General features: G+C 62.4%; 23 protein-coding genes. All 23 read right to left on the reverse strand.

What is annotated here, in order from left to right:
• Positions 1-52: 52 nt before the first annotated feature.
• Entirely contained in the window at positions 53-313 is a 261-nt protein-coding gene (locus tag HGI30_RS12035) for a stage V sporulation protein S (protein ID WP_028597363.1), read from the reverse strand.
• A 125-nt stretch (positions 314-438) separates the two neighbouring features.
• Complete coding sequence (locus tag HGI30_RS12040) at positions 439-1,233, reverse strand: TIGR00282 family metallophosphoesterase (RefSeq protein WP_028597364.1); 795 nt, start codon at positions 1,231-1,233, stop codon at positions 439-441.
• Between the two features lie 61 nt (positions 1,234-1,294).
• On the reverse strand, positions 1,295-2,836 hold the full coding sequence (gene rny / locus HGI30_RS12045) for a ribonuclease Y (RefSeq protein ID WP_028597365.1): 1,542 nt from the start codon (positions 2,834-2,836) through the stop codon (positions 1,295-1,297).
• 182 nt (positions 2,837-3,018) lie between these two features.
• The gene (locus tag HGI30_RS12050) at positions 3,019-3,702 is read right to left on the reverse strand and encodes a regulatory protein RecX (protein WP_168907788.1); all 684 of its coding nucleotides are present in this window, start codon (positions 3,700-3,702) and stop codon (positions 3,019-3,021) included.
• A 99-nt stretch (positions 3,703-3,801) separates the two neighbouring features.
• Positions 3,802-4,884, reverse strand: coding sequence for a recombinase RecA (gene recA / locus HGI30_RS12055; RefSeq protein WP_028597367.1), 1,083 nt, complete (start codon positions 4,882-4,884; stop codon positions 3,802-3,804).
• A 259-nt stretch (positions 4,885-5,143) separates the two neighbouring features.
• Positions 5,144-6,391, reverse strand: coding sequence for a competence/damage-inducible protein A (locus HGI30_RS12060; RefSeq protein WP_168907789.1), 1,248 nt, complete (start codon positions 6,389-6,391; stop codon positions 5,144-5,146).
• A gap of 78 nt (positions 6,392-6,469) precedes the next feature.
• Positions 6,470-7,045 carry a CDP-diacylglycerol--glycerol-3-phosphate 3-phosphatidyltransferase gene (gene pgsA, locus HGI30_RS12065; RefSeq protein WP_168907790.1) on the reverse strand — a complete coding sequence of 192 codons (576 nt, stop codon included), beginning with the start codon at positions 7,043-7,045 and terminating at the stop codon, positions 6,470-6,472.
• Between the two features lie 81 nt (positions 7,046-7,126).
• A complete protein-coding gene (locus HGI30_RS12070; RefSeq protein WP_168907791.1) occupies positions 7,127-7,618 on the reverse strand; it encodes a YajQ family cyclic di-GMP-binding protein in 492 nt (163 codons plus the stop codon).
• A 170-nt stretch (positions 7,619-7,788) separates the two neighbouring features.
• Positions 7,789-8,703, reverse strand: a complete 915-nt coding sequence (locus HGI30_RS12075; RefSeq protein WP_168907792.1) for a helix-turn-helix domain-containing protein — start codon at positions 8,701-8,703, stop codon at positions 7,789-7,791.
• Positions 8,704-8,726: 23 nt separating this feature from the next.
• On the reverse strand, positions 8,727-9,491 hold the full coding sequence (locus HGI30_RS12080) for a DUF3388 domain-containing protein (RefSeq protein ID WP_168907793.1): 765 nt from the start codon (positions 9,489-9,491) through the stop codon (positions 8,727-8,729).
• A gap of 153 nt (positions 9,492-9,644) precedes the next feature.
• Positions 9,645-9,896, reverse strand: a complete 252-nt coding sequence (locus tag HGI30_RS12085; RefSeq protein ID WP_168907794.1) for a DUF3243 domain-containing protein — start codon at positions 9,894-9,896, stop codon at positions 9,645-9,647.
• A gap of 108 nt (positions 9,897-10,004) precedes the next feature.
• Entirely contained in the window at positions 10,005-10,736 is a 732-nt protein-coding gene (ymfI, locus tag HGI30_RS12090) for an elongation factor P 5-aminopentanone reductase (protein WP_168907795.1), read from the reverse strand.
• A gap of 14 nt (positions 10,737-10,750) precedes the next feature.
• Positions 10,751-12,055, reverse strand: coding sequence for an EF-P 5-aminopentanol modification-associated protein YfmH (gene yfmH / locus HGI30_RS12095; protein ID WP_168907796.1), 1,305 nt, complete (start codon positions 12,053-12,055; stop codon positions 10,751-10,753).
• Positions 12,056-12,060: 5 nt separating this feature from the next.
• On the reverse strand, positions 12,061-13,332 hold the full coding sequence (yfmF, locus tag HGI30_RS12100; protein ID WP_168907797.1) for an EF-P 5-aminopentanol modification-associated protein YfmF: 1,272 nt from the start codon (positions 13,330-13,332) through the stop codon (positions 12,061-12,063).
• A gap of 157 nt (positions 13,333-13,489) precedes the next feature.
• The gene (gene sleB / locus HGI30_RS12105) at positions 13,490-14,302 is read right to left on the reverse strand and encodes a spore cortex-lytic enzyme (RefSeq protein WP_168907798.1); all 813 of its coding nucleotides are present in this window, start codon (positions 14,300-14,302) and stop codon (positions 13,490-13,492) included.
• A 64-nt stretch (positions 14,303-14,366) separates the two neighbouring features.
• Positions 14,367-17,027, reverse strand: a complete 2,661-nt coding sequence (locus HGI30_RS12110; RefSeq protein ID WP_168907799.1) for a DNA translocase FtsK — start codon at positions 17,025-17,027, stop codon at positions 14,367-14,369.
• A 47-nt stretch (positions 17,028-17,074) separates the two neighbouring features.
• On the reverse strand, positions 17,075-17,287 hold the full coding sequence (locus tag HGI30_RS12115) for a YlzJ-like family protein (RefSeq protein WP_168907800.1): 213 nt from the start codon (positions 17,285-17,287) through the stop codon (positions 17,075-17,077).
• Positions 17,284-18,081, reverse strand: coding sequence for a ClpP family protease (locus HGI30_RS12120; protein WP_168907801.1), 798 nt, complete (start codon positions 18,079-18,081; stop codon positions 17,284-17,286). Before HGI30_RS12120 ends, HGI30_RS12115 begins: the two co-directional genes overlap by 4 nt.
• 124 nt (positions 18,082-18,205) lie before the next feature.
• Positions 18,206-19,885, reverse strand: a complete 1,680-nt coding sequence (locus HGI30_RS12125; protein ID WP_168907802.1) for a ribonuclease J — start codon at positions 19,883-19,885, stop codon at positions 18,206-18,208.
• 395 nt (positions 19,886-20,280) lie between these two features.
• Complete coding sequence (dapA, locus tag HGI30_RS12130) at positions 20,281-21,153, reverse strand: 4-hydroxy-tetrahydrodipicolinate synthase (protein ID WP_168909854.1); 873 nt, start codon at positions 21,151-21,153, stop codon at positions 20,281-20,283.
• 90 nt (positions 21,154-21,243) lie between these two features.
• On the reverse strand, positions 21,244-22,461 hold the full coding sequence (dapG, locus tag HGI30_RS12135) for an aspartate kinase (protein ID WP_168907803.1): 1,218 nt from the start codon (positions 22,459-22,461) through the stop codon (positions 21,244-21,246).
• Between the two features lie 177 nt (positions 22,462-22,638).
• Positions 22,639-23,226, reverse strand: coding sequence for a dipicolinate synthase subunit B (locus HGI30_RS12140; protein ID WP_028597382.1), 588 nt, complete (start codon positions 23,224-23,226; stop codon positions 22,639-22,641).
• Positions 23,223-24,122: a dipicolinate synthase subunit DpsA gene (gene dpsA / locus HGI30_RS12145; RefSeq protein WP_168907804.1), complete on the reverse strand. Its 900-nt coding sequence runs from the start codon at positions 24,120-24,122 to the stop codon at positions 23,223-23,225. The genes HGI30_RS12140 and dpsA overlap by 4 nt, the downstream gene beginning before the upstream one ends.
• Positions 24,123-24,265 lie beyond the last annotated feature (143 nt).

Here is a 24,265-nt window from a genome sequence, read left to right on the forward strand (position 1 = left end):
AAAACCTGCTTACACCGTAAACAGGTCGTTGCCTATGCGACTTATGCTCCGCTCAGCGAGGCTCTACGATCAGCTTGATTGCGGTTCGGTCCTCGCCGTCGATGACGATATCGGTGAAAGCCGGGATGCAGATCAGGTCAACGCCGCTCGGCGCGACGAATCCCCTTGCGATCGCGACCGCTTTGACGGCTTGATTCAAGGCGCCTGCCCCGATCGCTTGAAGCTCGGCCGCACCACGCTCCCGGAGAACTCCTGCCAGCGCCCCTGCTACGGAATTAGGATTGGACTTTGCGGAAACTTTTAAGACGTCCATGTCGAGTACCTCCTCAGGAATAGTGGCGTATCCCTATATCCCTAAACCTATTCGAGAGAGGACAAAAAATTCCTGCTTCCGCAGCGGCATTACCCCTGCCAGGCGATGTCAGGTCAAGAGGCAGCCTAAAACATCGCGAGCGACGTTTCCGTCAGCCGAATCTTCTCGAACCGCTGCGCCCGTCCTGTCGCTTCATCCAGCACAGCCAGCACGCCGTGCAGATGCCAGTCTCCCTCCGCCACGACGAATCGGGACGGCAAGCCGGTCAAGAACTTGTGCAGCACCGCATCGCGCTCCATCCCGAGGATGCCGTCCATCGGCCCCGTCATGCCGACATCGGTCAGGAAAGCCGTGCCCTCCGGCAGAATCCGGTCATCGTTCGTCTGGACATGCGTATGGGTGCCGACGACGATGGAAGCCCGGCCGTCCAGATACCAGCCCATCGCGATCTTCTCCGATGTCGCCTCGGCATGGAAATCGACGAGCACGCAGCTCGTCTCGCGCTTCAGCCGCTCCAGATGCGCGTCGGCCGTCTTGAACGGGCAGTCGTTCGGAGGCAGGAACGTGCGTCCCTGGACGTTGAGGATGCCCAGCTTTTTGCTGCCGGCCTTGATGACCGTGGAGCCGATGCCCGGAGCTTCGCTCGAGAAGTTCGCCGGACGGACGAGCCGCGATTCGTCGTCGATCCAATCGAACAAATCCTTGTTGTCCCACGTGTGGTTGCCCATCGTAATGCCGTTCACGCCCCAGTCGAAAAACTCCTTGGCGATCGCGGCGGTGATGCCGCGGCCGGCGGCGGCGTTCTCGCCGTTGACGATGACGATATCCGGGTTGTGCTTGGCTCGGAGCGCGGGCAGCGCCTTGCGCAGCGCCGCTCGGCCGACGTTGCCGACGATGTCGCCGATAAACAGAACCTTCATTCTTGTTGCCTCCTGTCATGACAAAATCCCGCTCCGGCAGGAGCGGGATGGTCTGGGTCGCCTACTTGGCGTATTCGACCGCACGGGTTTCGCGGATGACCGTGACCTTGATATGTCCCGGATAATCCAGCTCCCCTTCGATCTTTTTGGTGATGTCGCGCGCCAGGCGGAACGCTTCCGTATCGTCGATCTTCTCGGGCTGAACCATGACGCGAACCTCGCGCCCAGCCTGGATGGCGTACGATTTCTCGACGCCGTCGAACGATTCGGAGATCGCCTCGAGCTTCTCCAGACGCTTGATGTACGTCTCGAGCGTCTCGCGGCGCGCTCCCGGACGGGCAGCGGACAGCGCGTCCGCAGCTCCGACGAGCATCGCGATGACCGAGGTCGCCTCGCAGTCGCCATGATGGGACGCGATGCTGTTGATGACGACCGGATGCTCCTTGTACTTGCGGGCCAGCTCGACGCCGATCTCGACATGGGAGCCCTCGACTTCATGGTCGAGCGCCTTGCCGATATCATGCAGCAAGCCGGCACGCTTGGCCAAGGTGACATCCTCGCCCAGCTCGGCAGCCATCAGGCCGGTCAAATAAGCGACCTCCATCGAGTGCTTCAGCACGTTCTGGCCATAGCTTGTCCGGTACTTCAGGCGGCCGAGAATTTTGATGAGATCCGGGTGGATCGCATGCACCCCGACCTCGAAGGTCGCCTGCTCGCCGTATTCGCGGATCCGCTCGTCCACCTCGCGGCGGGACTTCTCGACCATCTCCTCGATCCGGGCGGGATGGATCCTGCCGTCGGCGACCAGCTTCTCCAGCGCCGTGCGGGCAATCTCCCGACGAATCGGATCGAATCCGGACAAGATGACCGCTTCCGGCGTATCGTCGATAATCAGGTCGATGCCGGTAAGCGTCTCGAGCGCGCGGATGTTGCGGCCCTCGCGGCCGATGATGCGGCCCTTCATCTCCTCGTTCGGCAGCGTCACGACGGATACCGTCGTTTCCGCGACATGATCGGCGGCGCAGCGCTGGATGGCCAGGGAGATGATGTCGCGGGCTTTTTTGTCCGCTTCTTCCTTGGCTTGCTGCTCCAGCTCCTTGATCATCTGCGCCGTCTCATGACGGACCTCCTGCTCCACGTTGTTGAAGATGATCGTCTTCGCATCCTCTGTGGTCAGGCCGGAAATCCGCTCCAGCTCGCTCTGCTGCTGACGGTAGATGGAGTCAATCTGCTCTTGCGTTTCCTCGATTCGTTTCTCCTTGTTGGCTACCAATTCTTCTTTGCGTTCGAGTGCCTCAATTTTCTTATCCAACGACTCCTCTTTTTGCAGCAAGCGCCTTTCAAGACGCTGATTCTCATTGCGTCTCTCCCGAATGTCCTTGTCCGCTTCCGAACGGAGTTTATGGATTTCGTCTTTCGCTTCCAGCACCGTTTCTTTTTTCACCGCATCCGCTTCCTTTTTCGCCTGTTCGACGATCTGGAGGGCGGCCTGCTCGGCACTGGAAATCTTAGCCTCGGCAAACGACTTTCGGACGAAGTAACCAATCCCAAAGGTAATCGCGCCAACAACGAGAACGATCAAGATCCACCAGATGGTGTCCATCTTGTTCACCTCCTCGTTGCATTCACCAAGGCATCAGCCGGGAATGATATTCAATTGTTGCCATTCGGATCCATACTGTGCTTTACGACTGTAGAAATGGAGACAAAAAACCTGAACCCATTTACGGAAGGAAAGGCATCCCATGCCAGATGGATGCTTTATTATTGTAGCTTTCCATAAAATCAATTGTCAAGCCAGCCCCCGTCGGCCTCGTCCTCGCCTCCGGCAGCGCCTTGGATATGCCGCACGGTCTCCCGTACGAGATCGCTCGAAAAGCCCCTTCGCAGCAGAAAGCCGGTCAGCTTCATGCGCTTGTCGCGCTCATCTCCCTTCAGGCTGCGCCATTTCTTCTCTCCGGCCTTGAGCGCGGTCCGCCGTTCCTCCTCGTCGTCGAGAGCTTCGACCGCGCGGCCTGCCGTCTCCTTGGGGATGCCGCGCTGCTCCAGCTCCATCCGGATGAGCCGCCTGCCCTTCTGGCTGCCTCGCAGCCGCTGGGAAGCGAACATGCGGGCATAGTCGCGATCGTCGATGACGCGCTCCTGCTGCAGCCGCTCGATCGCGTGGCGGATGTCCTCCTCCTCGAATTCCTTTCGCTTCAGATAAGAGGTCATTTCCTTTGTCGTCCGCATCTTGAAGCCGACGTAGAAGACGGCGGCCGCATACGCCCGGTATCGGGCGTTCTCCTCCGCGATGCGCGCCATCAGCTTCGGCTCGATGAGCGCACCCTTGAGCAGGCGGTATTTGACGAGGATGTCCTCATGCACGGACAGCTCCGGCTCCTCGCTGCCTTCGATATAGATCCAATAGATCGATGCCTTTTTCTCATCCTGCTCGACGCGCGTAATCCGTTTTTCCTGCTCCTCCATCCCAGCCGCCGCCTCCCTCGTCCTTTAATGAAGAAAAAGCATCCCTGACTCCATCAGGGATGCTTGCCATGCCGGTATTTCCGCAGAGCGGAAAGGAAATCAGACGTCGAGCTCCAGCTCCTCGAACTCGTCCTCCTCGTCCTTGGAGACTTCGGCGCCGGCGGCGCGGTCCGCAGCCGCGTTGAGGTTGTGCGCTTCGCGAATCTTGCCTTCAATCACGCCCGCGACCGCCTCGTTGTCCTTGAGGAACTGCTTGGCATTCTCCCGTCCTTGGCCCAGACGGTCGCCGTTATAGCTGAACCAGGCGCCGCTCTTCTGCACGATGTCCATCTCCACGCCGATGTCGATGATGCTACCGACGCGGGAAATGCCTTCGCCGTACATGATGTCCAGCTCGGCCTGACGGAACGGAGGCGCGACCTTGTTCTTGACGACCTTGATGCGGGTCCGGTTGCCCACGACGTCCGTGCCTTGCTTGATGCTCTCGATGCGGCGCACGTCCAGACGCACGCTGCTGTAGAACTTCAGGGCGCGTCCGCCTGGAGTCGTCTCCGGGTTGCCGAACATGACGCCGACCTTCTCGCGGAGCTGGTTGATGAAGATGGCGATCGTCTTGGACTTGCTGATCGCTCCGGACAGCTTGCGCAGCGCCTGCGACATGAGGCGCGCCTGCAGGCCGACGTGGGTGTCGCCCATCTCGCCCTCGATCTCGGCCTTCGGCACGAGCGCCGCGACGGAGTCGATGACGATGATGTCGACGGCGCCGCTGCGCACGAGCGCCTCGGCGATCTCCAGCGCCTGCTCGCCCGTATCCGGCTGGGACAGCAGCAGCTCGTCGATGTTGACGCCGAGCTTGCTGGCATAGAGAGGATCCAGCGCATGCTCCGCGTCGATGAAGGCGGCTTGTCCGCCCGTGCGCTGCACTTCGGCGATCGCGTGCAGGGCGACGGTCGTCTTGCCGGACGATTCCGGTCCATAGACTTCAATAATACGGCCGCGAGGGAAACCCCCGATGCCGAGCGCGATATCCAATGCGAGCGCGCCGCTGGAGACCGTCTCTACGGCCAGCTGGGCGGATTCGCCTAGTTTCATGATGGAGCCTTTTCCGAACTGTTTCTCAATCTGGCGAAGCGCCATATCTAAAGCTGCGCGGCGATCTGACAAGAGATCCACATCCTTCATTCGTCGATTTATAGTTCTATTTTAGTCTACTTGAAGCGGTTTGCCAAGACTTTTTTCGAACATACATTCGCTTTTTTTGAAGCGCGCTCCGTCCCTCCCCGAGTCCCGCCGCCGCCCTGAGAAAGACAAAGAACCGCAGCTGGTCCGACTCGCTGCGGTTCTTCCGTCAACTGCTTCTATTGTACGCCATCGGCGCCGGCCCGCGCAAGCGCCCGCACGGCGCGCCAGCTACTCCGCAAGCGCCCGCACGGCGCGCCAGCTACTCCGCAAGCGCCAGCCAGAGCCGGTACAGGGCGTGCTTGGCGGCGCGGATACGCACCATGTCGCGGTTGCCGCCCGCATTCAGCTCATGCGTCTGGACCTCCCCGCCCTTGCGGGCGATGCCGATATAGACGAGCCCCACCGGCTTGCCCTCCGAAGAGCCCGGTCCCGCCACGCCGGTGACCGACACGCCCCAGTCGCTACCGGTCGTCTCCGCCACCCGCTGCGCCATCAGCGCCGCGGTAGACGCGCTCACGGCACCGGGGGCGTCCGGACCGTCCAGCTGGGCAAGCGGAATGCCGAGCAGCTTGTGCTTCATCGTATTCGTATACGTGACGATGCCGCCGAGGAACTCGCCGCTGCTGCCGGGGATGCCGGTAATCAGCTCGGCCAGCAGGCCGCCCGTGCAGCTTTCCGCCACGCTGACCCGCATCCGCCTCGTCCGCAGCCTTCGCAGCACCGCCTCCTCGAGCGAGATGTCCTCCTCCGCGTAGATATGCGCGCCGAGGCGCTCGCGGATCCGCTGCGCCATGCGCTCGATGCGGTCGAGCGCCTGCGCCTCGTCGGCAGACTTGCTGGAGAGGCGGATCGCGACCTCTCCCTCCTTGGCATAGGGGGCGATCGTCGGATCGCTCTGGCTCTCGATCAGATCGATCAGCTCATGCTCGAGCCGCGACTCGCCGATGCCGGCGAAGCGCAGGATGCGGGAGTGGAGCGGCGCCCCCGCGCCGATCTCGGCCAGCAGCCAGCGCGTCGCCGGTCCTTCGAACATCGGGACCATCTCCTTGGGCGGGCCAGGCAGCAGGATGTAGCGGGTGCCGTCCTGCTCCAGCGCATTGCCGACGGCAAGCCCCGCCTCGTTCTCCAGCGGCTCGCTGCCCTCGATCCAGTTGGCCTGCCGGCGATTGCTCTCCACCATATGGCTGCCCCGGGAGGCGAAAAACCGCTCCATCGCTTCCATCGTCGGCTCGTGGATGAGGATGCGGCGGCCGAGATAGCCGGCAAGCACGTCTTTGGTCAGGTCGTCCATCGTCGGGCCGAGCCCGCCGGTGAACAGCAGCAGGTCGGCGCGGGAACGCGCCGTCTCGATCGCCTGGCGGATGCGGGCGTCGTTGTCGCCGACGACAGTCTGGAAGAAGACGTCGATGCCGAGGGCAGCGAGGCCCTGGGAAAGATAGCGGGCGTTCGTGTTGACGATCTGTCCAAGCAGCAGTTCCGTTCCTACGGCGATGATTTCGGCTTTCACAGCGCTTCACTCCTGTCGTGGATGGACTGTCGATAACGGACAAGGTCCCTTTCCCGGAGAGGAAAGAGACCTTGTGGACTATTCGACGGGAATCAGGTTGCGGTTCTTGACGAAGTAGTCGATGCCGGACCAGATCGTGATGAGGGCCGCGGCCCAGCTGAGGATCAGGTCCATGCGGATGTCCACCAGCGCGAACGGGAAGTTGTTGAGCAGCAGCGCGATGATCATCGCGATCTGCACCCCGGTCTTCCACTTGCCCCAGGTGCTGGCCGCCAGGACGGCGCCCTCGAGCAAGGCGACCTGGCGAAGCCCGGTCACCGCGAACTCCCGGCTGATGATGACGATGGCGATGAACGCGGAAAGCTTGTCCATCTGAACGAGCGAGATGAGCACAGCCGCCACGAGCAGCTTGTCCGCAAGCGGATCGAGCAGCTTGCCCAGATTGGTGACCATCTTGTTCTTGCGGGCCAGATAGCCGTCCAGCCCGTCGGTGCTCGCGGCGATGATGAAGATCAAGGCCGCGATGATCTGCGTGTATGTAAGCTCGAAATCTTCGAACCGGACCATGCCCAGATCGAAACGGATCAATAGAAAAAACAGGATGACAGGCACTAAGAAGATGCGCGCGAGCGTGATCTTGTTGGCCAGGTTCAAGCCCTTCCCCTCCCTGACGTTTCAAACTTCACAAGTATAATCGAAGCGGAAGCGGCCTGTCAAAAGCAGGAACGCCGGCCGTCAGCGATAATTGGTGTACTGCAGCTCGAGCTCGAGATTCGCTCCGCGAAGCAGCGAGATGACCGCCTGCAGGTCGTCCCGGCTCTTGCCCGTCACGCGCAGCTGGTCGCCCTGGATCTGGCTCTTCACCTTCAGCTTGGAATCGCGGATGAGCACGTTGATCTTCTTGGCGTCGTCCTGGCCGATGCCTTGCTTGAGCTTGATCCGCTGGCGGACCGTCCCGAGCGAGGCGGCCTCGATCTTGCCGAAGTCCATGTTTTTGATCGGCACTCCGCGCTTGATCATTTTCGTCTGGAGGATGTCGATGACGCTTTTCAGCTTGTACTCGTCATCGGAGGCGACGATCAGCTCCTCCTTCTCCAGCTTGATGCTGCTCTTGCTCCCTTTGAAATCGAAGCGGTTCTCAATTTCCTTTTCCGCTTGGTCGATGGCGTTGCTCAGCTCCTGCAGGTCTACCTTGGATACGATATCGAACGAACTTTCCGAACTCATAGGTCCAATCCTCCTTGCGTATTCATCGTTCTCTATTATAAATCATCCGAAAGCGAATGTATAACGCGCCTCCGGGGCGCAGAAAGGCGCTCCTTCCCGAAAGAAGGCAGCGCCTTTTAGCCTTGGGCTCGCGGGTGCGAGCGTTGCGGCGAGAGAAGCGAAAGAGCGTCTCACTCGTTTGAATCGTTCGCGGCATCGGCTTCGTCCGAGGAAGAAGCCGCATCGTCCGCGGCCGGCTCGAACTGGAAGCGCTTCGGTCCTGAACGGTCTCCGTCCTCCAGAAGCGTGCCGTCGATGTAAAACTCCGTGTTGTCCGCACGTCCCGTATTGACATAGATGATCGAGTCGAGCGGAATCTCGATCGTGTCCTCGGCGGTGACGTTCTTATTGTAGAGAAGGTCGCCGGATTTTCCGCCCTTGCGGGCTTCCAGCCAGGCGCCTCCCGAGAACTTGAGCTGAAGCGTCGGCTGGCCCGTGACGAAGTAATAGTCGACTCCGCCCGACTTGCGGTCGAACGTCACCGCGCCTGCCGGAGGCGTCGGAGTCGGCGTCGGCGTTGGCGACGGGCTCGGCGATGCGATCGCTCCGCTGCCCGGGGAAGCCGTCGGCCGGCTGTCGTTCGGCCCTGGCGTCGACGTCGTCAGCGGCGTCTGGTCCGTGGAATCGGCGCTCTTGGTGCCGTCATCCCGGATGACGAACATCCAGAGCAGGAAGACGATCAGGCCGAGGAACGCCCACATCAGGACGGAGAAGCCGAGCTTGCCGAAGCGCTCCGACATCGTTCTGGACGTCGATGCCTTGCGCGGCGGTTGAGGCGCGGTCGCCGGCTCGGCGGCGGCTGTCTGCGGAGCGGAGGGCAGCTCGTTTTTGTAATAGCTGAGCACCTCCTCCGCGTTCAAGCCGACCGCCTCGGCGTAATTCTTGACGAACGCGCGAGCATAGAAGCTGCCCGGCAGCGCGCTGTAGTTGCCTTCTTCGATCGCGATCAGGTAATGCTTGCGGATCTTGGTCATCTCCTGCAGCTCGTCCAGGGACAAGCCGGATTCTTCCCTCGCGGTCCGCAGGGTTTGGCCCAGTTCAGACATGTCAGGCATAGCCTCCTTTCCGATTAAAAGTCGTTATAATTGACGGTGAAGGAGTCGTAGGTGATCTCCTCGTCCGGCGTATTGCGCAGCTCGATGATGGTCGTAAAAGTGCTGTAATCGAAATTGGACTCGCGGATGAAGATGTCCGGATGCTCGATGACTTTCGTCGAAGGCATCTCCATGATTTCCTGGAGCAGCGAATGGTGCTTCTCATTGGAACGGATCGTGCTGACGATGCCGTCGATGATGAAGATGTTGTCCGGATTCATCTCCTCGCTCGAAAGCTGGCTGCGCACGGTTTGACGGAGCAGCGTGGAGCTGACGAACGTCCAGCGCTTGTTGGAGCAGACGCTGCCGGCGATGATCGATTCCGTCTTGCCGACACGGGGCATGCCGCGCAGTCCGATCACCTGGTTGCCGTCGCGCTTGAAGATCTCGCCCAAGAAGTCGACGAGCAGCCCGAGCTCGTCCCGCGTGAAGCGGAACGTCTTGCGGTCGTCCGAGTCGCGCTCGATGTAGCGTCCATGGCGCACGGCAAGGCGGTCGACCAAGCTCGGAGGACGAAGCTTGTTGACGGTGATGTTTTCGACCTTCTGCAGCATCTTGCCGAGAATCTCGATCTTTTCGTCGTCGTTGGTCTGCAGCAGCATGCCTCGGGTGCGATCCTCGACCCCGTTGATCGTAATGATGTTGACGTTCAGCATGCCGAGCAGGGAAGCGATATCGCCGAGCAGGCCCGGCCGGTTCTTATGTATTTTGTATTCCATATACCACTGTTTCGATTCCATCAATCACACCGTCCCAAGGTTGCAGGCGCTACGAACCGCCTTCATTATAAGCCTACATTCTACAGGATTCGCCACGATTCCGCAATGAGCACGCTCGTTCTGCATGACAGAAAAGCTCCCGTAACCGGGAGCTCTTGTCCATGACGCCGATGATTAACGATGTCCGACCAGCTTCACCATCAGCCGGGCGATCGTCTTGCGCTCATTCTCGTCGCCGACATCCCAGATCTCCTTCAGCACGCGCTGCTCTTCGTTCTTCGGATCGACCTTCTCGTCGAGGAAAGAACCGATTTCATACGCGAGGTTGCCGATCGCTTCTTCGTCCAGGCCGAGCTTCTTGCCTTGCTCCAGCCGCTCGGCTAGGAATTCCTTCCAGGAATCGAAGTTCGAAAGTACAGTAGACATGCGGGTCGCCTCCTTAAAGTCGTTGAGAATAGCATCATCAACGGCATTAGTGTGCGCGGCGTCCGCGTCAGCTATACGACGAGCGGTCCTGGCAAAAGGTTTCAGCGCTCAGGTGATCCAGCCTCCGTTCGGACTGATGACTTGCCCGGTGATGTAGGAGGATTCCGGCAGCGACAGGAAGTAGACGAGCGAAGCGATCTCGTCGGGCTGGCCGAGCCTTCCCGCCGGAATGTCCTGCTCGAGCTGCTTCAGCTCCTGGGAATCGAAGCCCCCGAGCATCTCCGTGTCGATCGCGCCGGGCGCGACCGCGTTCACCGTCACGCCCGAAGGAGCGAGCTCCTTGGCGAGCGCTTTGGTGAAGGCGTTGACGCCGCCCTTGGTGGCGGAATAGAGCGCTTCGCACGAGGCTCCGGCGACTCCCCATACCGAAGAGATGTTGATGATGCGGCCCCAGCGGCTGCGGATCATGGCGGGCATGAACAGCTGGGTGCAGATGAACACGCCCCTCAGGTTGACCGCACTGACGTCATCCCACTCGTCATCGGTCAGGTCCGAAAGCAGCCCGTAATGCGAGATGCCCGCGTTGTTGACGAGGATATCCGGGAGCAGGCCCGCTCCGTCCAGCTTCTCCCGCATCCGCTCCAGGCTTTCCCGCGAGCGCAGGTCGGCCGATACCGTCATGACCCGTCCGCCTCCGAGCGCGAGGCATTCGCGAGCGGTCTCGTTGGCCTGTTCATGCGAATGGAGATAATGAAGCACGACATTCATGCCCTCCCGGGCGAAGCGCCGGGCGATCGCGGCGCCGATGCCGCGGCTGCCCCCGGTGACGAGCACGTTCATTTCCTGCAGCGGCTTCAGCTCGGCTCCGCTCCTTGCTCCGCGGTCGGCAGCACGAGCGATACGGCAAGCTGGCTCAGGTCGAAATGCTCCCGCAGCCGCGCGTTCGCCTGCTCGAGCGTCAGGCTCTCGTAAGCCGGCAAAAGCTCGAACAGGTCTTGCCCGCGGAACTTGTAGCGGGTGAACTCTCCGGCGATGGCTTCCGGCGAGTTGAGCATGCGCAGGTAAGAGCCGATCCGCTTTTTCTTCGTCCGCTCGAACGCGGCGGCGTCGAGGCCGGACTGAAGCGCGTCTCCGATCGCTTCCTTCACCCGCTCGACGAGACGGTCCGGATCGGACGTATCGCCGCCGATGATGCTGAAGCCGTAGTCCGTGCTGCAGTTGTACTCGTATCCGAACGAATCGGAGATCAGGTTGTCGTCATACAGGCTCTGGTAGAGCGGCGAGCTGGAGCCGAGCAGCGTCTCGAGCATGAGCTTCGTCGTCACGTCGCGGACGAGCAGCTCGGCGCTGCCGAGTCCGTTCGTCTTCTCCTTGAAGCCGAACAGGCATTTGGGCAGCGACACCTGCAGCCGGATCGACTTGAGCGGCTCGCGCACGCCCTGCGGCTCCGGATCGAAGAAGCGCTCGATTTCGCCGATGTCCTCGACAGGCTTGGCCGCCTGGTTGCTTCGGATCAGCTCCATGATCCGGTCCGAATCGATGCCGCCGACGACGAACAGCAGCATGTTGGACGGATGGTAGAACGTGTTGTAGCACAGGTAGAGCAGCTCCTTGTCGATCTTGTAGATCGATTCGACGGTGCCGGCGATGTCGATGTGCACGGGATGCTTTTGGTACATCGCCTCGATCAGCCCGTAGTACACGCGCCAGTCCGGATTGTCGCTGTACATGTTGATCTCCTGCGCGATGATGCCCTTCTCCTTGTCGACGTTCTGATCCGTGAAATACGGATGCTGCACGAAGTCGAGGAGCGTCGTCAGGTTGGCCTCGATCTGCTCGGTCGCGGAGAACAGGTAGACGGTGCGGTCGAAGCTCGTGAACGCGTTGGCCGAAGCCCCTTGGGAAGCGAAGGTGGCGAAGATGTCGCCCGTCGGCTCCTCGAACATCTTATGCTCCAGGAAGTGGGCGATGCCGTCCGGCACGCGCGTCAGCGGCTGGCTGCCGCTGCGGAAATGGTTGTCGACGGAGCCGTAGCGGGTGGAGAACGTCGCGTACGTCTTTTGGAAACCTTCCTTCGGAAGCAGGTAGACGCTCAGTCCGTTCGGCAGCTGCTCGTAGTACAGCGTCTCCTCGACTCCCGGATAATGCAGCTTCTGCATGGCGGCTAGCCCTCCTTTCGGTCGCGCAAAAAGTACACCGTGTCCAGCTCGACGCCTGCGGCGACGCGCATGATCTGCTCCGGCGCCACCGCCTGCACGGCGTCAAGCAGCTCCTGAGCGGTGCGCCTGCGTCCGGACAGGACGCTGTTGAAGTCGAAGGCGATCATCTCGTAGGCGGAGTCCTGCAGCTCGCGCAAGGAGTTGACGAGCATCGCCTTCGTCTGGCTCAGCTCCAGCTCCGACAGCTGGCCCTGGCGCATGCTCTCAAGCTGCTCCTTGATGATGGCGACCGCTTTCTCGTAGTTGGCGATCTCGATGCCGGACTGGATCGTCAGCAGCCCTTTGTGTCCGTCCATGCGAGAAGAGGCGTAGTAGGCCAGGCTCTCCTTCTCGCGCACGTTCATGAACAGCTTGGAATGCGGGAAGCCGCCGAGGATGCCGTTGTACAGGAGCGCGGCCGCATACTCGTCGTCGCCGTAAGCGATGCCGGTGCGGAGGCCCAGGTTGAGCTTGCCCTGAGCCACATCGAGCTTCTCGACGACGGTCTTGACCTCTCCGCTGCGGCGACGGATGTCCGGCGCTCCATAGTCGGTCGGAGGACTTTGCGGCAGCTGGAAGGAGGCTTCCGCCAGCCGCTTGACTTCCTCCAGCGTCGTATCCCCGACGACGTACAGGTCGAGCACCGCTTCGGAAAGCCACGCGGCATAGGCTTCATGCAGGGTTTGCGGCGTCAAGCCCGACAGATCCTGGATGCGGCCCAGCGAGGGCAGCCGATACGGATCGCCCTCGCACATGATCTCGAGGCAGCGCTCTCCCGCGTAGCGGATCTTGTCGTTGATGATGCTCTCCAGCTTGCGCGTCAGCGTGTTCTTCTCGCTCTCGACGTACTTGGCTCGGAAGGCTCCGTTCTCCAGCGCGGGCGCGGTCACCGCCTCTCCGAGAAACCTCATCGAGCGGGCCAGCAGGGAGCTGCCGGCGCTGACGAATCGGTCGTTGATGACGTCCATGCGGAACTGCACGATCTGCGAGCTGCCGCGCTTGTAGACGTCGAAGCCGAACCCGGCTCCGTACATTTCGTCGAGCTGCTCGCGGAAGGCGATCGTCTCCGGGGCGCTCTGCGTCCCCCGGCGCAGCACGAACGGCGTCAGCGCCGTGGACGTGACCGTGTCCTCGCGCAGTGGAACGCCGGCGAACAGCGATATGGCATACGTCTTGAACCGGTTCGTCGGCAGCACGTGCAGCCGGAGCCGGCCGGTTGTTGCTTGCTGAAAAGACATAGAAGGTAACGCCTCCCGCCATTGCATAGTGGTCAATCGGAGCTAGCCGCTTGCTGTCATTCCATTCTATCCCAAGGCGGCCTTGGCCCGCAAACAGAGAAGGCAACCGGGAAGGAGACCCTCCCGGCTGCCCGCGAGCCGGCGCAGCCGGCTGATGCTACATGCAGAAGATGTGCTTGCCGATCGTCTTCACCTGCGGCCGGGACCAGATCCACTTGGATGTGGCCGTCACCGGGTTGAAGTAGTACAGGCAGCCGTCCGAAGGATCCCAGCCGCCAATCGCGTCCTGTACGGCCTGCTTCGCCCTTTCGTTCGGCGTCAGCCAGATCTGGCCGTCCGCCACGGCGGTGAAGGCGCGGTTCTGGAAGATGACGCCGCTGATCGAATTGGGGAACTCCGGCGACCTCAGCCGGTTGAGGATGACCGCCGCCACCGCCACCTGCCCTTCGTAAGGCTCGCCGCGCGCCTCGCCGTAGACGGCGTTGGCCATGATCTTGATGTCGTTGGCGGTAAGGCCGAGCTTGTTGGACTTGTCCATCGCGCTGCCGGCAGAGCTGCTGGAGCTGCCTCCGGAGCCGCCGCTGCCGGAGCCGCCGCTGCGGGCGGGTGCGCTTTGCCCGCCAGGAACATCCGCCGCGGTCGGCTTCCAGCTTTTCGTCGCTTCCCACAGCTTCAGCTTCGTCTTCGGTCCGACGACGCCGTCGGATTTCATGCCGAACTTCCATTGGAACCAAGTCACGGAGTTTTTCGTCTTCGGCCCGAACTGCCCGTCGATCTTGCCCTCGTAAAACCCGAGGAAGCGCAGGCGGCCCTGCAGCTCGACGACATCCTTGCCGGAGGCGCCCTGCTGGATCGTCGCCTTGCTGAATGTTTGGGCCGAGCGCTGCGGCCAGCCTTCCTTGAGCGTATGCAAGCTGAGCAAAAGCAGCGTGGCTGCGACCGTCATGACGATCAAACGCATTTTTTTCATGGGGATCTGCCTTTCTGCTACGGGATGTTTTAACCGTCCCTAGTATGAGAAAGGCAAGTCCCTTCTATGCATGTTTCTGGTTCGCCTGGAACTGGTCGAGCGTCATCATGACCTCCCGCGGCTTGCTGCCTTCGTAAGAGCCGACGATGCCTTTGGCCTCCAGCTGGTCGATGAGCCGGGCCGCCCTCGTATAGCCGACGCGCATCCGGCGCTGCAGCAGCGAGACGGACGCCTGCTGCGCCTCGACGACGATCTGCATCGCTTGGTCGAACAGCTCGTCCAGCTCCTCGCCCTCTCCGCTGTCTCCGCCTTCGTCCAGCTCCGGCACCAGATCCTCCTTGTACTCCGCTTCGCCTTGCGAGCGGGCGTACTCGACGACCGCCTCCACCTCGTTGTCCGACAGGAACGCTCCCTGGACGCGGATCGGCTTGGACATGCCGACCGGCAGGAACAGCATGTCGCCGCGTCCGAGCAGCTTCTCCGCTCCGACCATGTCGAGAATCGTCCGGGAGTCGACTTGGGACGAGACGCCGAACGCGATCCGCGATGGAATGTTCGCCTTGATGACGCCGGTGATGACGTCGACCGAAGGTCGCTGCGTGGCGATGATGAGGTGGATGCCGGCCGCGCGCGCCATCTGCGCGAGCCGCGTGATGCTGTCCTCGACATCCTTGGCGGCGACCATCATCAGATCGGCGAGCTCGTCGACGATGACGACGATGTACGGAAGCACGGCCTGCGGATTGTCCTTCATCAGGCTATTGTAGCCCTCGATGTTGCGCGTGGCGGACTTGGAGAACAGCTCGTAGCGCTTCTCCATCTCGACGACGATCTTCTTGAGCGCGAGCGACGCCCGCCGCGGGTCGGTGACGACCGGCGCGAGCAGATGCGGGATGCCGTTGTACATGTTCAGCTCGACCATCTTCGGGTCGATCATCATGAACTTGACCTCGTCCGGCGCGGCCTTGTACAGGATGCTCGTGATGATGCCGTTGATGCACACCGACTTGCCGGAGCCTGTCGCGCCGGCGACGAGCAGATGGGGCATCTTGGCGAGGTTGCCGACGATCGACTGGCCCGCGATGTCGCGTCCGAACGCGATCGACAGCTTGGACGAGGCGCTCGCGAACGTCGGGGTCTCCATGACCTCGCGCATCGTGACGACGGCCACCTCGGCGTTCGGCACCTCGATGCCGATCGCCGACTTGCCGGGTATCGGAGCTTCCATGCGGATGTCCTTGGCCGCGAGCGCGAGCGCGATGTCGTCGGTCAGGCCGACGATGCGGCTGACCTTGACGCCCGTGGCGGGCTGCACCTCGTAGCGCGTGACCGCCGGTCCCGGCACGACGTCGAGCACCTTGGCGCGGACGCCGAAGCTCTCGAGCGTCGCTTCGAGCTTGCGGCGGGAATCGTTGTTGATGTCCGTCAAATCCCCCGCCCTGCCGGGCGAAGCAGGCTTGGCGAGCAGCGACAGCGGCGGCAGGCGGTACGGCTTGCTTGCGAGCACCGGCGCGGGAGCGCCGTCGCCGTCGCCCTCAGGCCCCGCCAGCGCTTCCGACTGCTCGGCGGGATGGGCCGCAGGCGATGGGGACGGGAAGACGTCGGCATCGTCGTAGTCACCGAACGGATCCTCGTCATCGCCGGGCTCCGGCCGCTGCGCCGCGTCCAGATGAGCGGCGCGCGCGGACGGCGCGGGCGAAGCTTCCACAGGCCGGACGTCCTCCCAGTCCTCCCCGTCATCGTCCTCCCATGGAGCGGCATCCGGCTGCGCAAGGGGCTCCGCCGGGCGGCCGCGCATCGTGACGGCCGGCTTGGAGGCGGCCTTGGCCTGATTCAGCGCGGACTCTTCCATCAGCCACTCTTTGTCCGGCGCTCCGCCCGCGTCCTCATCGTCGCCGCCTCGGCTGCCCCAGGAGAAGAAGAGCGAGCGGCTCTTGGCCGCGGGCGCGGCGACCGTGCTCCCGAAGTCGTCGTCATGGCCGTCCGCATGGAGGCCGTAGCCGAGATGATCCGGCCCGGGTGCCCCGGCGGGAGCAGCGGCTGCGCCGGCTCCCGAGGCGCTTTTCGGAGCTTTCGGCTTGCGCGGCCTGCTGGCGGCCTTGGCCTGCAGCAGCTTGGCCAGCCGGCCCAGGCGATCCCGAATGACCCGGCCAAGCTCGACATACGAGCGGCCCGTGATGAGCATGGCCGATATGGCGAACATGACGATAAGCAGCAGCTTGGAGCCGAAGTAGCCGAACAGCGTGTACAGGAGCGAGTATTGCAGCGCTCCCAAATAGCCGCCGCTGACCGAAGCTCCGATTGGTCCGCCCGGCTCGGCCTCCGTGCCGTCCGTCAGCAGCCCGTCGCGGATGTCCTGTCCGAGCTGGGCGAATATGGCCGAGCCGCTGACCAGGTCCGCCGGGGCGAGCTTGCGGTCGATCTCGCCCATCGAGCTCATGAGCGTGAGCGCCATGAGCAGCAGCAGGAAGCCGGTCCGGCGGTACGTCCAGCCTTTCGGCCAAGTCCTCGTCACCATCACATATAGCCCGGCCGCGATTCCGACGAGCGCCAGCGCAAAATGAAACTTGCCCAAAACGAGCGCGAACAGCTTCGTCAGCGATCTGCCGACCGTAGCCTCGCCTGACAAGGCGATTACCGACACCGTTATGAGCAAGATTCCATAAACCTCGTATTTTAAGTTTTCTCCGAACGTGCGTCTTTTGCGCCGCCTTTTCTTGGCCAATCCTCTCACCTCTGGTTCAGTATTATACCATAGGTGGTGGAATGTTCCTATCGGAAGGGGAGCACCGCCCCCGGCTGGAAGCGCGGGTCAAGAAAGCTTTCAAGCGGCCCGTCCACGATGCGGACGACCTTACCCCAGCCGGGCTCGAGAGGCTCGAGCTGCAGCAGCACGCCGTCCAGCCGAGCCTCGAGCCACGGCTCCCTCTCGTCGTCCGTTCCGTTCAGGACAAGTTCCAGCGGCATGATCGTATAGAGGGTCATTGAGGCAGGCCGCCTTCCGCTCCGGGAACCGCCCCCGCCATCGATGCGGCCGGCACGAACGGAACCGCGCCTGCGTCCGCTTTCGGCTTGCGCTCCTGGATGAGCGCGTTCAGCGCGGCGATCGCCTTGCCGAGTCCGCCGACCTCGTCGATCAGGCCGTGGCGCACCGCATCCTCGCCGATGACGGTCGTGCCGATGTCCCGCGTCAGCTCGCCCGTCTTGAACATCAGCTCCTTGAACGTCTTCTCCTGAACGCGCGAATGCGACGTGACGAACCGCACGACCCGCTCCTGCATCTTGTCCAAGTATTCGAACGTCTGCGGCACGCCGATGACGAGGCCGTTCATGCGGATCGGGTGGATCGTCATCGTCGCCGACTCGGCGATGAACGAGCGGTTGCCCGCGACCGCGATCGGCACGCCGATCGAGTGGCCGCCGCCCAGCACGAGCGTAACGGAAGGCTTGCTCAGCGAGCTGATCATCTCGGCGATCGCCAGACCTGCCTCCACGTCTCCGCCGACCGTGTTGAGGACGATCAGGATGCCCTCGATCTTGCTGCTCTGCTCCGCGGCGACGAGCTGCGGGATGAGATGCTCGTATTTCGTCGTCTTGTTTTGAGGCGGAAGCACCATATGGCCTTCAATCTGGCCGATGATCGACATGCAGAACACGTTTGACGGATCCGCAGCCGGCACCGCGATCTGGCCCAGCTGCTGGATCGCGTCGAGCTTCGCTTTGTCGATAGCCGCCGCAGGCTCCGCCTCCGCTCGCAAGCGGGTGGATGGCTCGTTCATGCGTCATCTCCTCCTTTGTTTTCCTTCGAATTGCCTGCCTAGTATGAAGCGGGAGGCATCGCCCCATACGCCGGCCGCGAAGCACGAAAAAGCCTGCCTCCGAAATGGAGGCAGGCGGGGACGATCAAACTTCCATGATGATCGGCAGGATCATCGGACGACGGCGGGTCTGCTCGTAGAGGAAGCGGCCGAGCGCGTCCTTGACGTTGGTCTTGAGCGAAGCCCACTCGTTGACTTTGTCGTTCATGAGCTTGTGCAAGGTGGTCGTCACGATACGGTTCGCTTCGTCGAGCAAGCCTTCGGACTCGCGGACGTAGACGAAGCCGCGGGAGATGATGTCCGGACCGGACTTGATCGTCCCGTCCTGCTTGCTGAGCGTGACCACGACGACGAGGATGCCGTCCTGCGACAGCAGCTTGCGGTCGCGCAGGACGATGTTGCCGACGTCGCCGACGCCAAGGCCGTCGATGAGCACGTTGCCGGAAGGAACCTTGGAGCCTTTGCGTCCGACGCCGCCCTGGAACTCGACCGTATCGCCGATATCGCAGATGAAGATCTTGTCGGGATCAACGCCGACCGCCTCGCCCAGCTTGGCGTGCTGGCGGAGCATGCGGTACTCGCCGTGGATCGGCATGAAATATTCCGGCTTGATGAGATTGAGCATCAGCTTGAGCTCTTCCTGGCTGCCGTGTCCGGATACGTGCACGCCGGAGACGGAGCCCGGACCGTAGATGACGTTCGCGCCGAGGCGGAACAGCTCGTCCACCGTGCGGCCTACGTCGCGCTCGTTGCCCGGGATCGGCGTCGCTGCGATGATGACCGTATCGCCCGGCAAGATGTCGATCTTGCGATGCGTCGAGCGCGCCATGCGCGTCAGCGCCGACATCGGCTCGCCCTGGCTGCCCGTGCAGAGGACGACGACGCGGTCGGCTGCCATCTTGTTCACTTCTTCCGGCTCGATAATCATGCCTTCGGGAATGTTCAGATAGCCGAGCTCTCCGGCGATCGTGACGACGTTCACCATGCTGCGGCCGACGATCGCAACCTTGCGCTTCGTCGCCATCGCCGCGTTGAACACCTGCTGGATGCGGTGCACGTTGGATGCGAACGTCGCGACGACGACGCGCTGCTGCGACTTGCGGAAAATCTCGGTCAGCTCGACGCCGACGTTGCTCTCCGAAGGCGTCATGCCCGGGCGCTCCGCGTTGGTGCTGTCCGACAGCAGCGCCAGGACGCCGCGCTTGCCGATTTCGGCGATGCGCTGCAGGTCGGCATACTGGTCGTTGACCGGCGTGAAGTCGAATTTGAAGTCGCCGGTATGGACGATGGTGCCCTCCGGCGTATCGAGGCAGACGCCGACCGAGTCCGGAATGCTGTGGTTCGTCTTGAAGAAGCTCGCCGTAATCGAGCCGAGCTCCAGCACGGAGTCGGCGTTGATGAGGATGCGCTTGGTCTCGCCGAGCAGGCCGGCTTCCTTGAGCTTGCCCTCGATCAAGCCGAGCGTCAGGCGGGTCGCGTAGACCGGCACGTTGAGATGCCGCAGCACGTAAGGCAGGCCGCCGATATGGTCCTCGTGGCCGTGGGTGATGATGATGCCGCGCACTTTGTCGCGGTTGTCGGTCAAGTAGGTGATGTCGGGAATGACGATGTCGATGCCGAGCATGTCCTCCTCCGGAAACTTCAGGCCGGAGTCGACGACGACGATGTCATTGCCGTGCTGGATGACATACATGTTTTTGCCGATCTCGCCTACGCCGCCTAGGGCGAAGACGAGCAGCTTGTCTTGGGGATTCTTTTTGGACAAGGGAAATCTTACCTCCTAATATATGTGAAATAGTTAACGATCGAACGCATGGGCAAGCCAGCGACGGCTTGCCGTCCCTCCGGGACGGTCTTTCGCATGCAGGGCTCCTGCCGAGCTGCCGATACCAAGATGTCGGACCGCGGCCGAAAACCGCTACCATGCGGGGAACGACCAAATACATGCAACGTTATGCACGGATCCACCCATCTGCCGCGCGGATGGGGTTGAAGCCATATTCACTTTGCCGCACCAGTCATTTAGGAATATTATACATGATGCAAAAGATGGAACACAAGCCGAAGCTCTCGGATGCCGGCCGCTGCGGATCGAGCCCCGCCATGCAACGCGAAAAAGCCGGCCCTGAAGGGCCGGCGGAAATGAATTCATTCGGAAAATCAATAAGCCTGCAGGAGCTGGCGAAGCGTCTCGGTTTCGTCGGCATCGGCCTCGATCAGAGGCAGGCGCAAGCCTCCGACGGGCAGCCCTTTGAGCTCCAGCGCCTTCTTGACGAGCGTCGGGCTCGGAGCCGCGAACAGACCCTTGTACAGCGGAACAAGGCTGCGGTGCAGCTCGGCCGCTTCGGCCGTGCGGCCGTCTAGGAACGCTTCGATCATCGCCTTCATCCGGCCGCCTGCGATGTGCGACGCTACGCTCACGACGCCATGCGCGCCGACCGCAAGGGCGGGCAGCGCGGCGCTGTCGTCGCCCGTATAGACCAGGAAGCTGTCCGGAGCGCCGCTGATGATCTCCGCTACATGCTCGAGCGAATGGCATTCTTTGGTCGCGATGATGTTGGAGACATCGCGCGCGAGCCGGATCGTCGTCTCCGGGCTCATGCTGACGATCGTGCGGCCGGGAACGTTGTACAGCATGACAGGCAGCGAGGTCGATTCGGCGATCGCCTTGAAATGGCGATAAAGCCCTTCCTGGCTCGGCTTGTTGTAATAAGGGACGACCAGTAGCGCGCCGTCGACCCCCGCCTGCTCGGCCGCTGCCGTCAGATGGATGCTATGGGCGGTATCGTTGCTGCCCGTACCTGCGATGATGCGCGCGCGCCCGGCGCTGCGGGAGACGGCAAAGCGGAACAGCTCGACCTTCTCCTCGTCCGTCAGCGTCGGCGATTCCCCCGTCGTTCCGCTGATGACGATGCTGTCGGACTTCTGGACGTCGATCAGCTCGTCGATGAGCTTGCCGGCTGTCTCCCAGTCGACCTCGCCCTTCGGAGTAAACGGAGTCGCCATTGCTGTAATCAGTCTGCCATAATCCACCATGAAGGTTCCCTCCTCGGCAAAGGCGGCATGCCACTCCCGCACCAAGCCCCAATGAATACTAAGTATGCCCGATGGAAATGCTAGCTGTCAAAGATGCAGCTCGAATTTGGCGTGCAGCGCGCGCAGCGCGCCCCCCATATGCTCCTCGCGGACGAGCACCCAGATCGTCGTATTGGAGTCGGCGGACTGCAGGATCGGAATGCCTTGCTCCGCAAGCGCCTCCACGATCTTGGCCATGACGCCGGGCACGCGGTGCATGCCGCCGCCGATGACCGACACTTTGGCGCAGCCGTTCACCGTCTCGGGCTCGAATCCGAGCTCCTGCAGCACGCGCACCGCTTTGGGTGCGTCATCGTCCATGACCGTGTACAGCGCGCCGGCCGGCGTCACATTGATGAAATCGACGCTGATATGATGCCGCGCCATCGACTGGAACACCTGCAGCTGCGTGTCGGCGATGCCGTCGACCGTGCGCACGGAAATCTGCGTCACGCCCGGCACGTGAGCGATGCCCGTCACATGCCGGTCCTTGAGCGGCGAAGCGAGGCTGAGCGCCGTAGGCAGGTCGGTGACAAGCGTGCCCTCCTCGTCGGAGAAGGTCGAGCGGACGCGCAGCGGAATGCGCGCCTGCTGGGCGATCTCGACCGCGCGCGGATGGATCACCTTGGCGCCGAGGCGCGCCATGTTGCATATCTCGGCATAGCCGACGACCGTCAGCGGCTTCGCGTCCTTGACGATGCGCGGATCGGCCGTCAGGATGCCGTTGACATCCGTATAGATGTCGACCATCTCCGCCTGCAGCGCCGCGCCGAGCGCGGTCGCGGATGTGTCGCTGCCGCCCCGTCCCAGCGTCGTCAAGTCGCCCTGAGCATCCTGGCCTTGGAAGCCGGTGACGACGACGACCTCGCCCCGCTCCATATGGCGCAGCATCCGCTCCGTGCGGATCTCTTCGATGCGGGCCTCGCCGAACTGGCTGCCGGTCAAGATTCCCGCGCATCCGCCCGTCAGCGCCACGGCAGGAATCGAGCGGGCCGCCAGCGCGCTGCAGAGGACGACAGCCGAGATGATCTCGCCGCAGCCCATCAGCAGGTCGCGCTCTCGCGCGTGGAGCTCGCCTCCCTCCTCCCTGGCCAGCGATAGAAGCGTATCCGTCGAGTAAGGATCGCCGGTGCGCCCCATCGCCGAGACGACGACGACAAGGTTATGCCCGCTGCTCCGCTCCCGTTCGATGTGGTTCACGACGAGCTCCCTCGTCTGGCGCGTCGCTACCGACGTTCCGCCGAACTTCAAAACCCGTACCCCCATTGATGTCATCCCTTCTCTGCCCTTAGTGCAAGCAGAATGAACCCGCTTGAAGGCGGGGACCTCGGTCCCCGCCTGTAAAAAAAGCCGCCAGCGTATGGGCTCGCTGCCGGCTGTCTATCCATGCTGCTCGCAGGCGGAACGGCCCGATTAGACCGTTCCGACCCGCTGCCTGCTTCGTCAAGCCCTCTCGACGAGAACCGGCTGCATCTGCCTGCCCTGGAGCGCATGCTCGCATGCCTCCATCACCAGATCCATCCGGGCGACCAGCGAATTCGGCTTGTTGACGGGATCGTCCTGCCCGAACGGCACGAAGTAGATGTTCTTCGCGACCATGAGCTTGGCGATGTTGGCCATGTTGAGGCCGAGCCCGTCATTGGTGGAAATGGCCAGCACGACCGGACGGCCGTTGCGCATCTGGGCCTTGGCCGCCATGAGCACCGCTCCGTCGGTCAGCGCGTTGGCGAGCTTGCTCGTCGTATTGCCGGTGCACGGCGCGATGAGCATGACGTCCAGCCGCTTGGACGGGCCGAGCGGCTCCGCCTGCACGACGGTCGAGATGATCTCGTTGCCGGTGATCTCCGTCAGCTGCCGCCTCCACTCCGCCGCCGTGCCGAAGCGGGTATCCGTCGTCATCAGGCTCTGCGTGACGATCGGCACGACGTCCGCGCCGGCGTCGACGAACCGCTGGATCTGCGGCATCACTTCGGCGAAGGTGCAGTGGGAACCCGAAAGCGCGTAGCCGACCGTAAGTCCGTTCCAGTTCATTGTGCATTCCCCCGCGCGCTGATCTCATCCAGAATCAGCTGAGTGACACAATCCGCTATGATGCGACCAGCGGTCACGGGGGCGACGATTCCGGGAAGTCCCGGCGCCAGAATGGCCTTCAGGCCGCGCTTTTCCGCGAAGCGGAAATCGGTGCCGCCCGGCTTGGAGGCCAGGTCGATGATGACCGCGCGGGAAGGCATTCTGGCAATCATTTGCGCTGTGACTATCATAGTGGGAATTGTGTTAAAAAGCAAGTCGATGTTGCCTGCATGATCTTGCAAATCCCGCGTGTAGAAAGGCTTCGCGCCCATCTCCGCCGCTCTCGCGAACGGCTCCGGACGATTCACGCCGGCCAGCACGGTCGCCCCCAGTCCCTGCAGCGTGCGAACCAGCGTCAGCCCCGTGCGGCCGAGTCCGAGAACCATGCAGGTCGATCCGTGGATCGTGATGTCGGTATGCTCGATCGCCATCTTGACGGCTCCTTCTGCCGTCGGGATCGAATTCAGGATGGCGACGTCGTCCCGCTCGAACAGCTCGACAAGGCCGATGCCGTGCTCGCGGCACAGCTCCTTCAAATAAGGTCTGGCCATCCCGGCATAGATCGTGGCATGCTTCGGCAGCCGGGCAAGCATGGCGCCCGTCAGCCGCAGCTCGCTGTCGCTGAAGGCTGCCGGTATGAGGCCGGCATCGTCGGTGCCGACTGCCGGCAGTATGACCGCATCCGTCTTATCAAACAGTTCTTCCCGCAGCTCGGTGTCCGAGCTGTCTCCGGGAAGGGTGCGGAGCCCGTCGAATCCGGACACCGTAAGCGAAGCATCCAGCTCGGACAGCCTGCGCATGACCTCAAGCTGCCTTGCGTCGCCGCCGATCAGCAGCACCTGAACGCCGGTCAGCATGCTGGCGTCACATCCTCTCCCCAATATCGCGTCGCGCGGCTTCCTTTCGATTCCATCGCAAACGACCGCCCGCCGGAGCCTGCAGCCGTTTTGCTTGGTATAGGGCAGTTTATGCCGCACGGCGGGCGGGGGTTACTGGCGGA

It is taken from the genome of Paenibacillus albicereus (assembly GCF_012676905.1).
Taxonomy (GTDB): Bacteria; Bacillota; Bacilli; order Paenibacillales; family Paenibacillaceae; genus Paenibacillus_O; species Paenibacillus_O albicereus.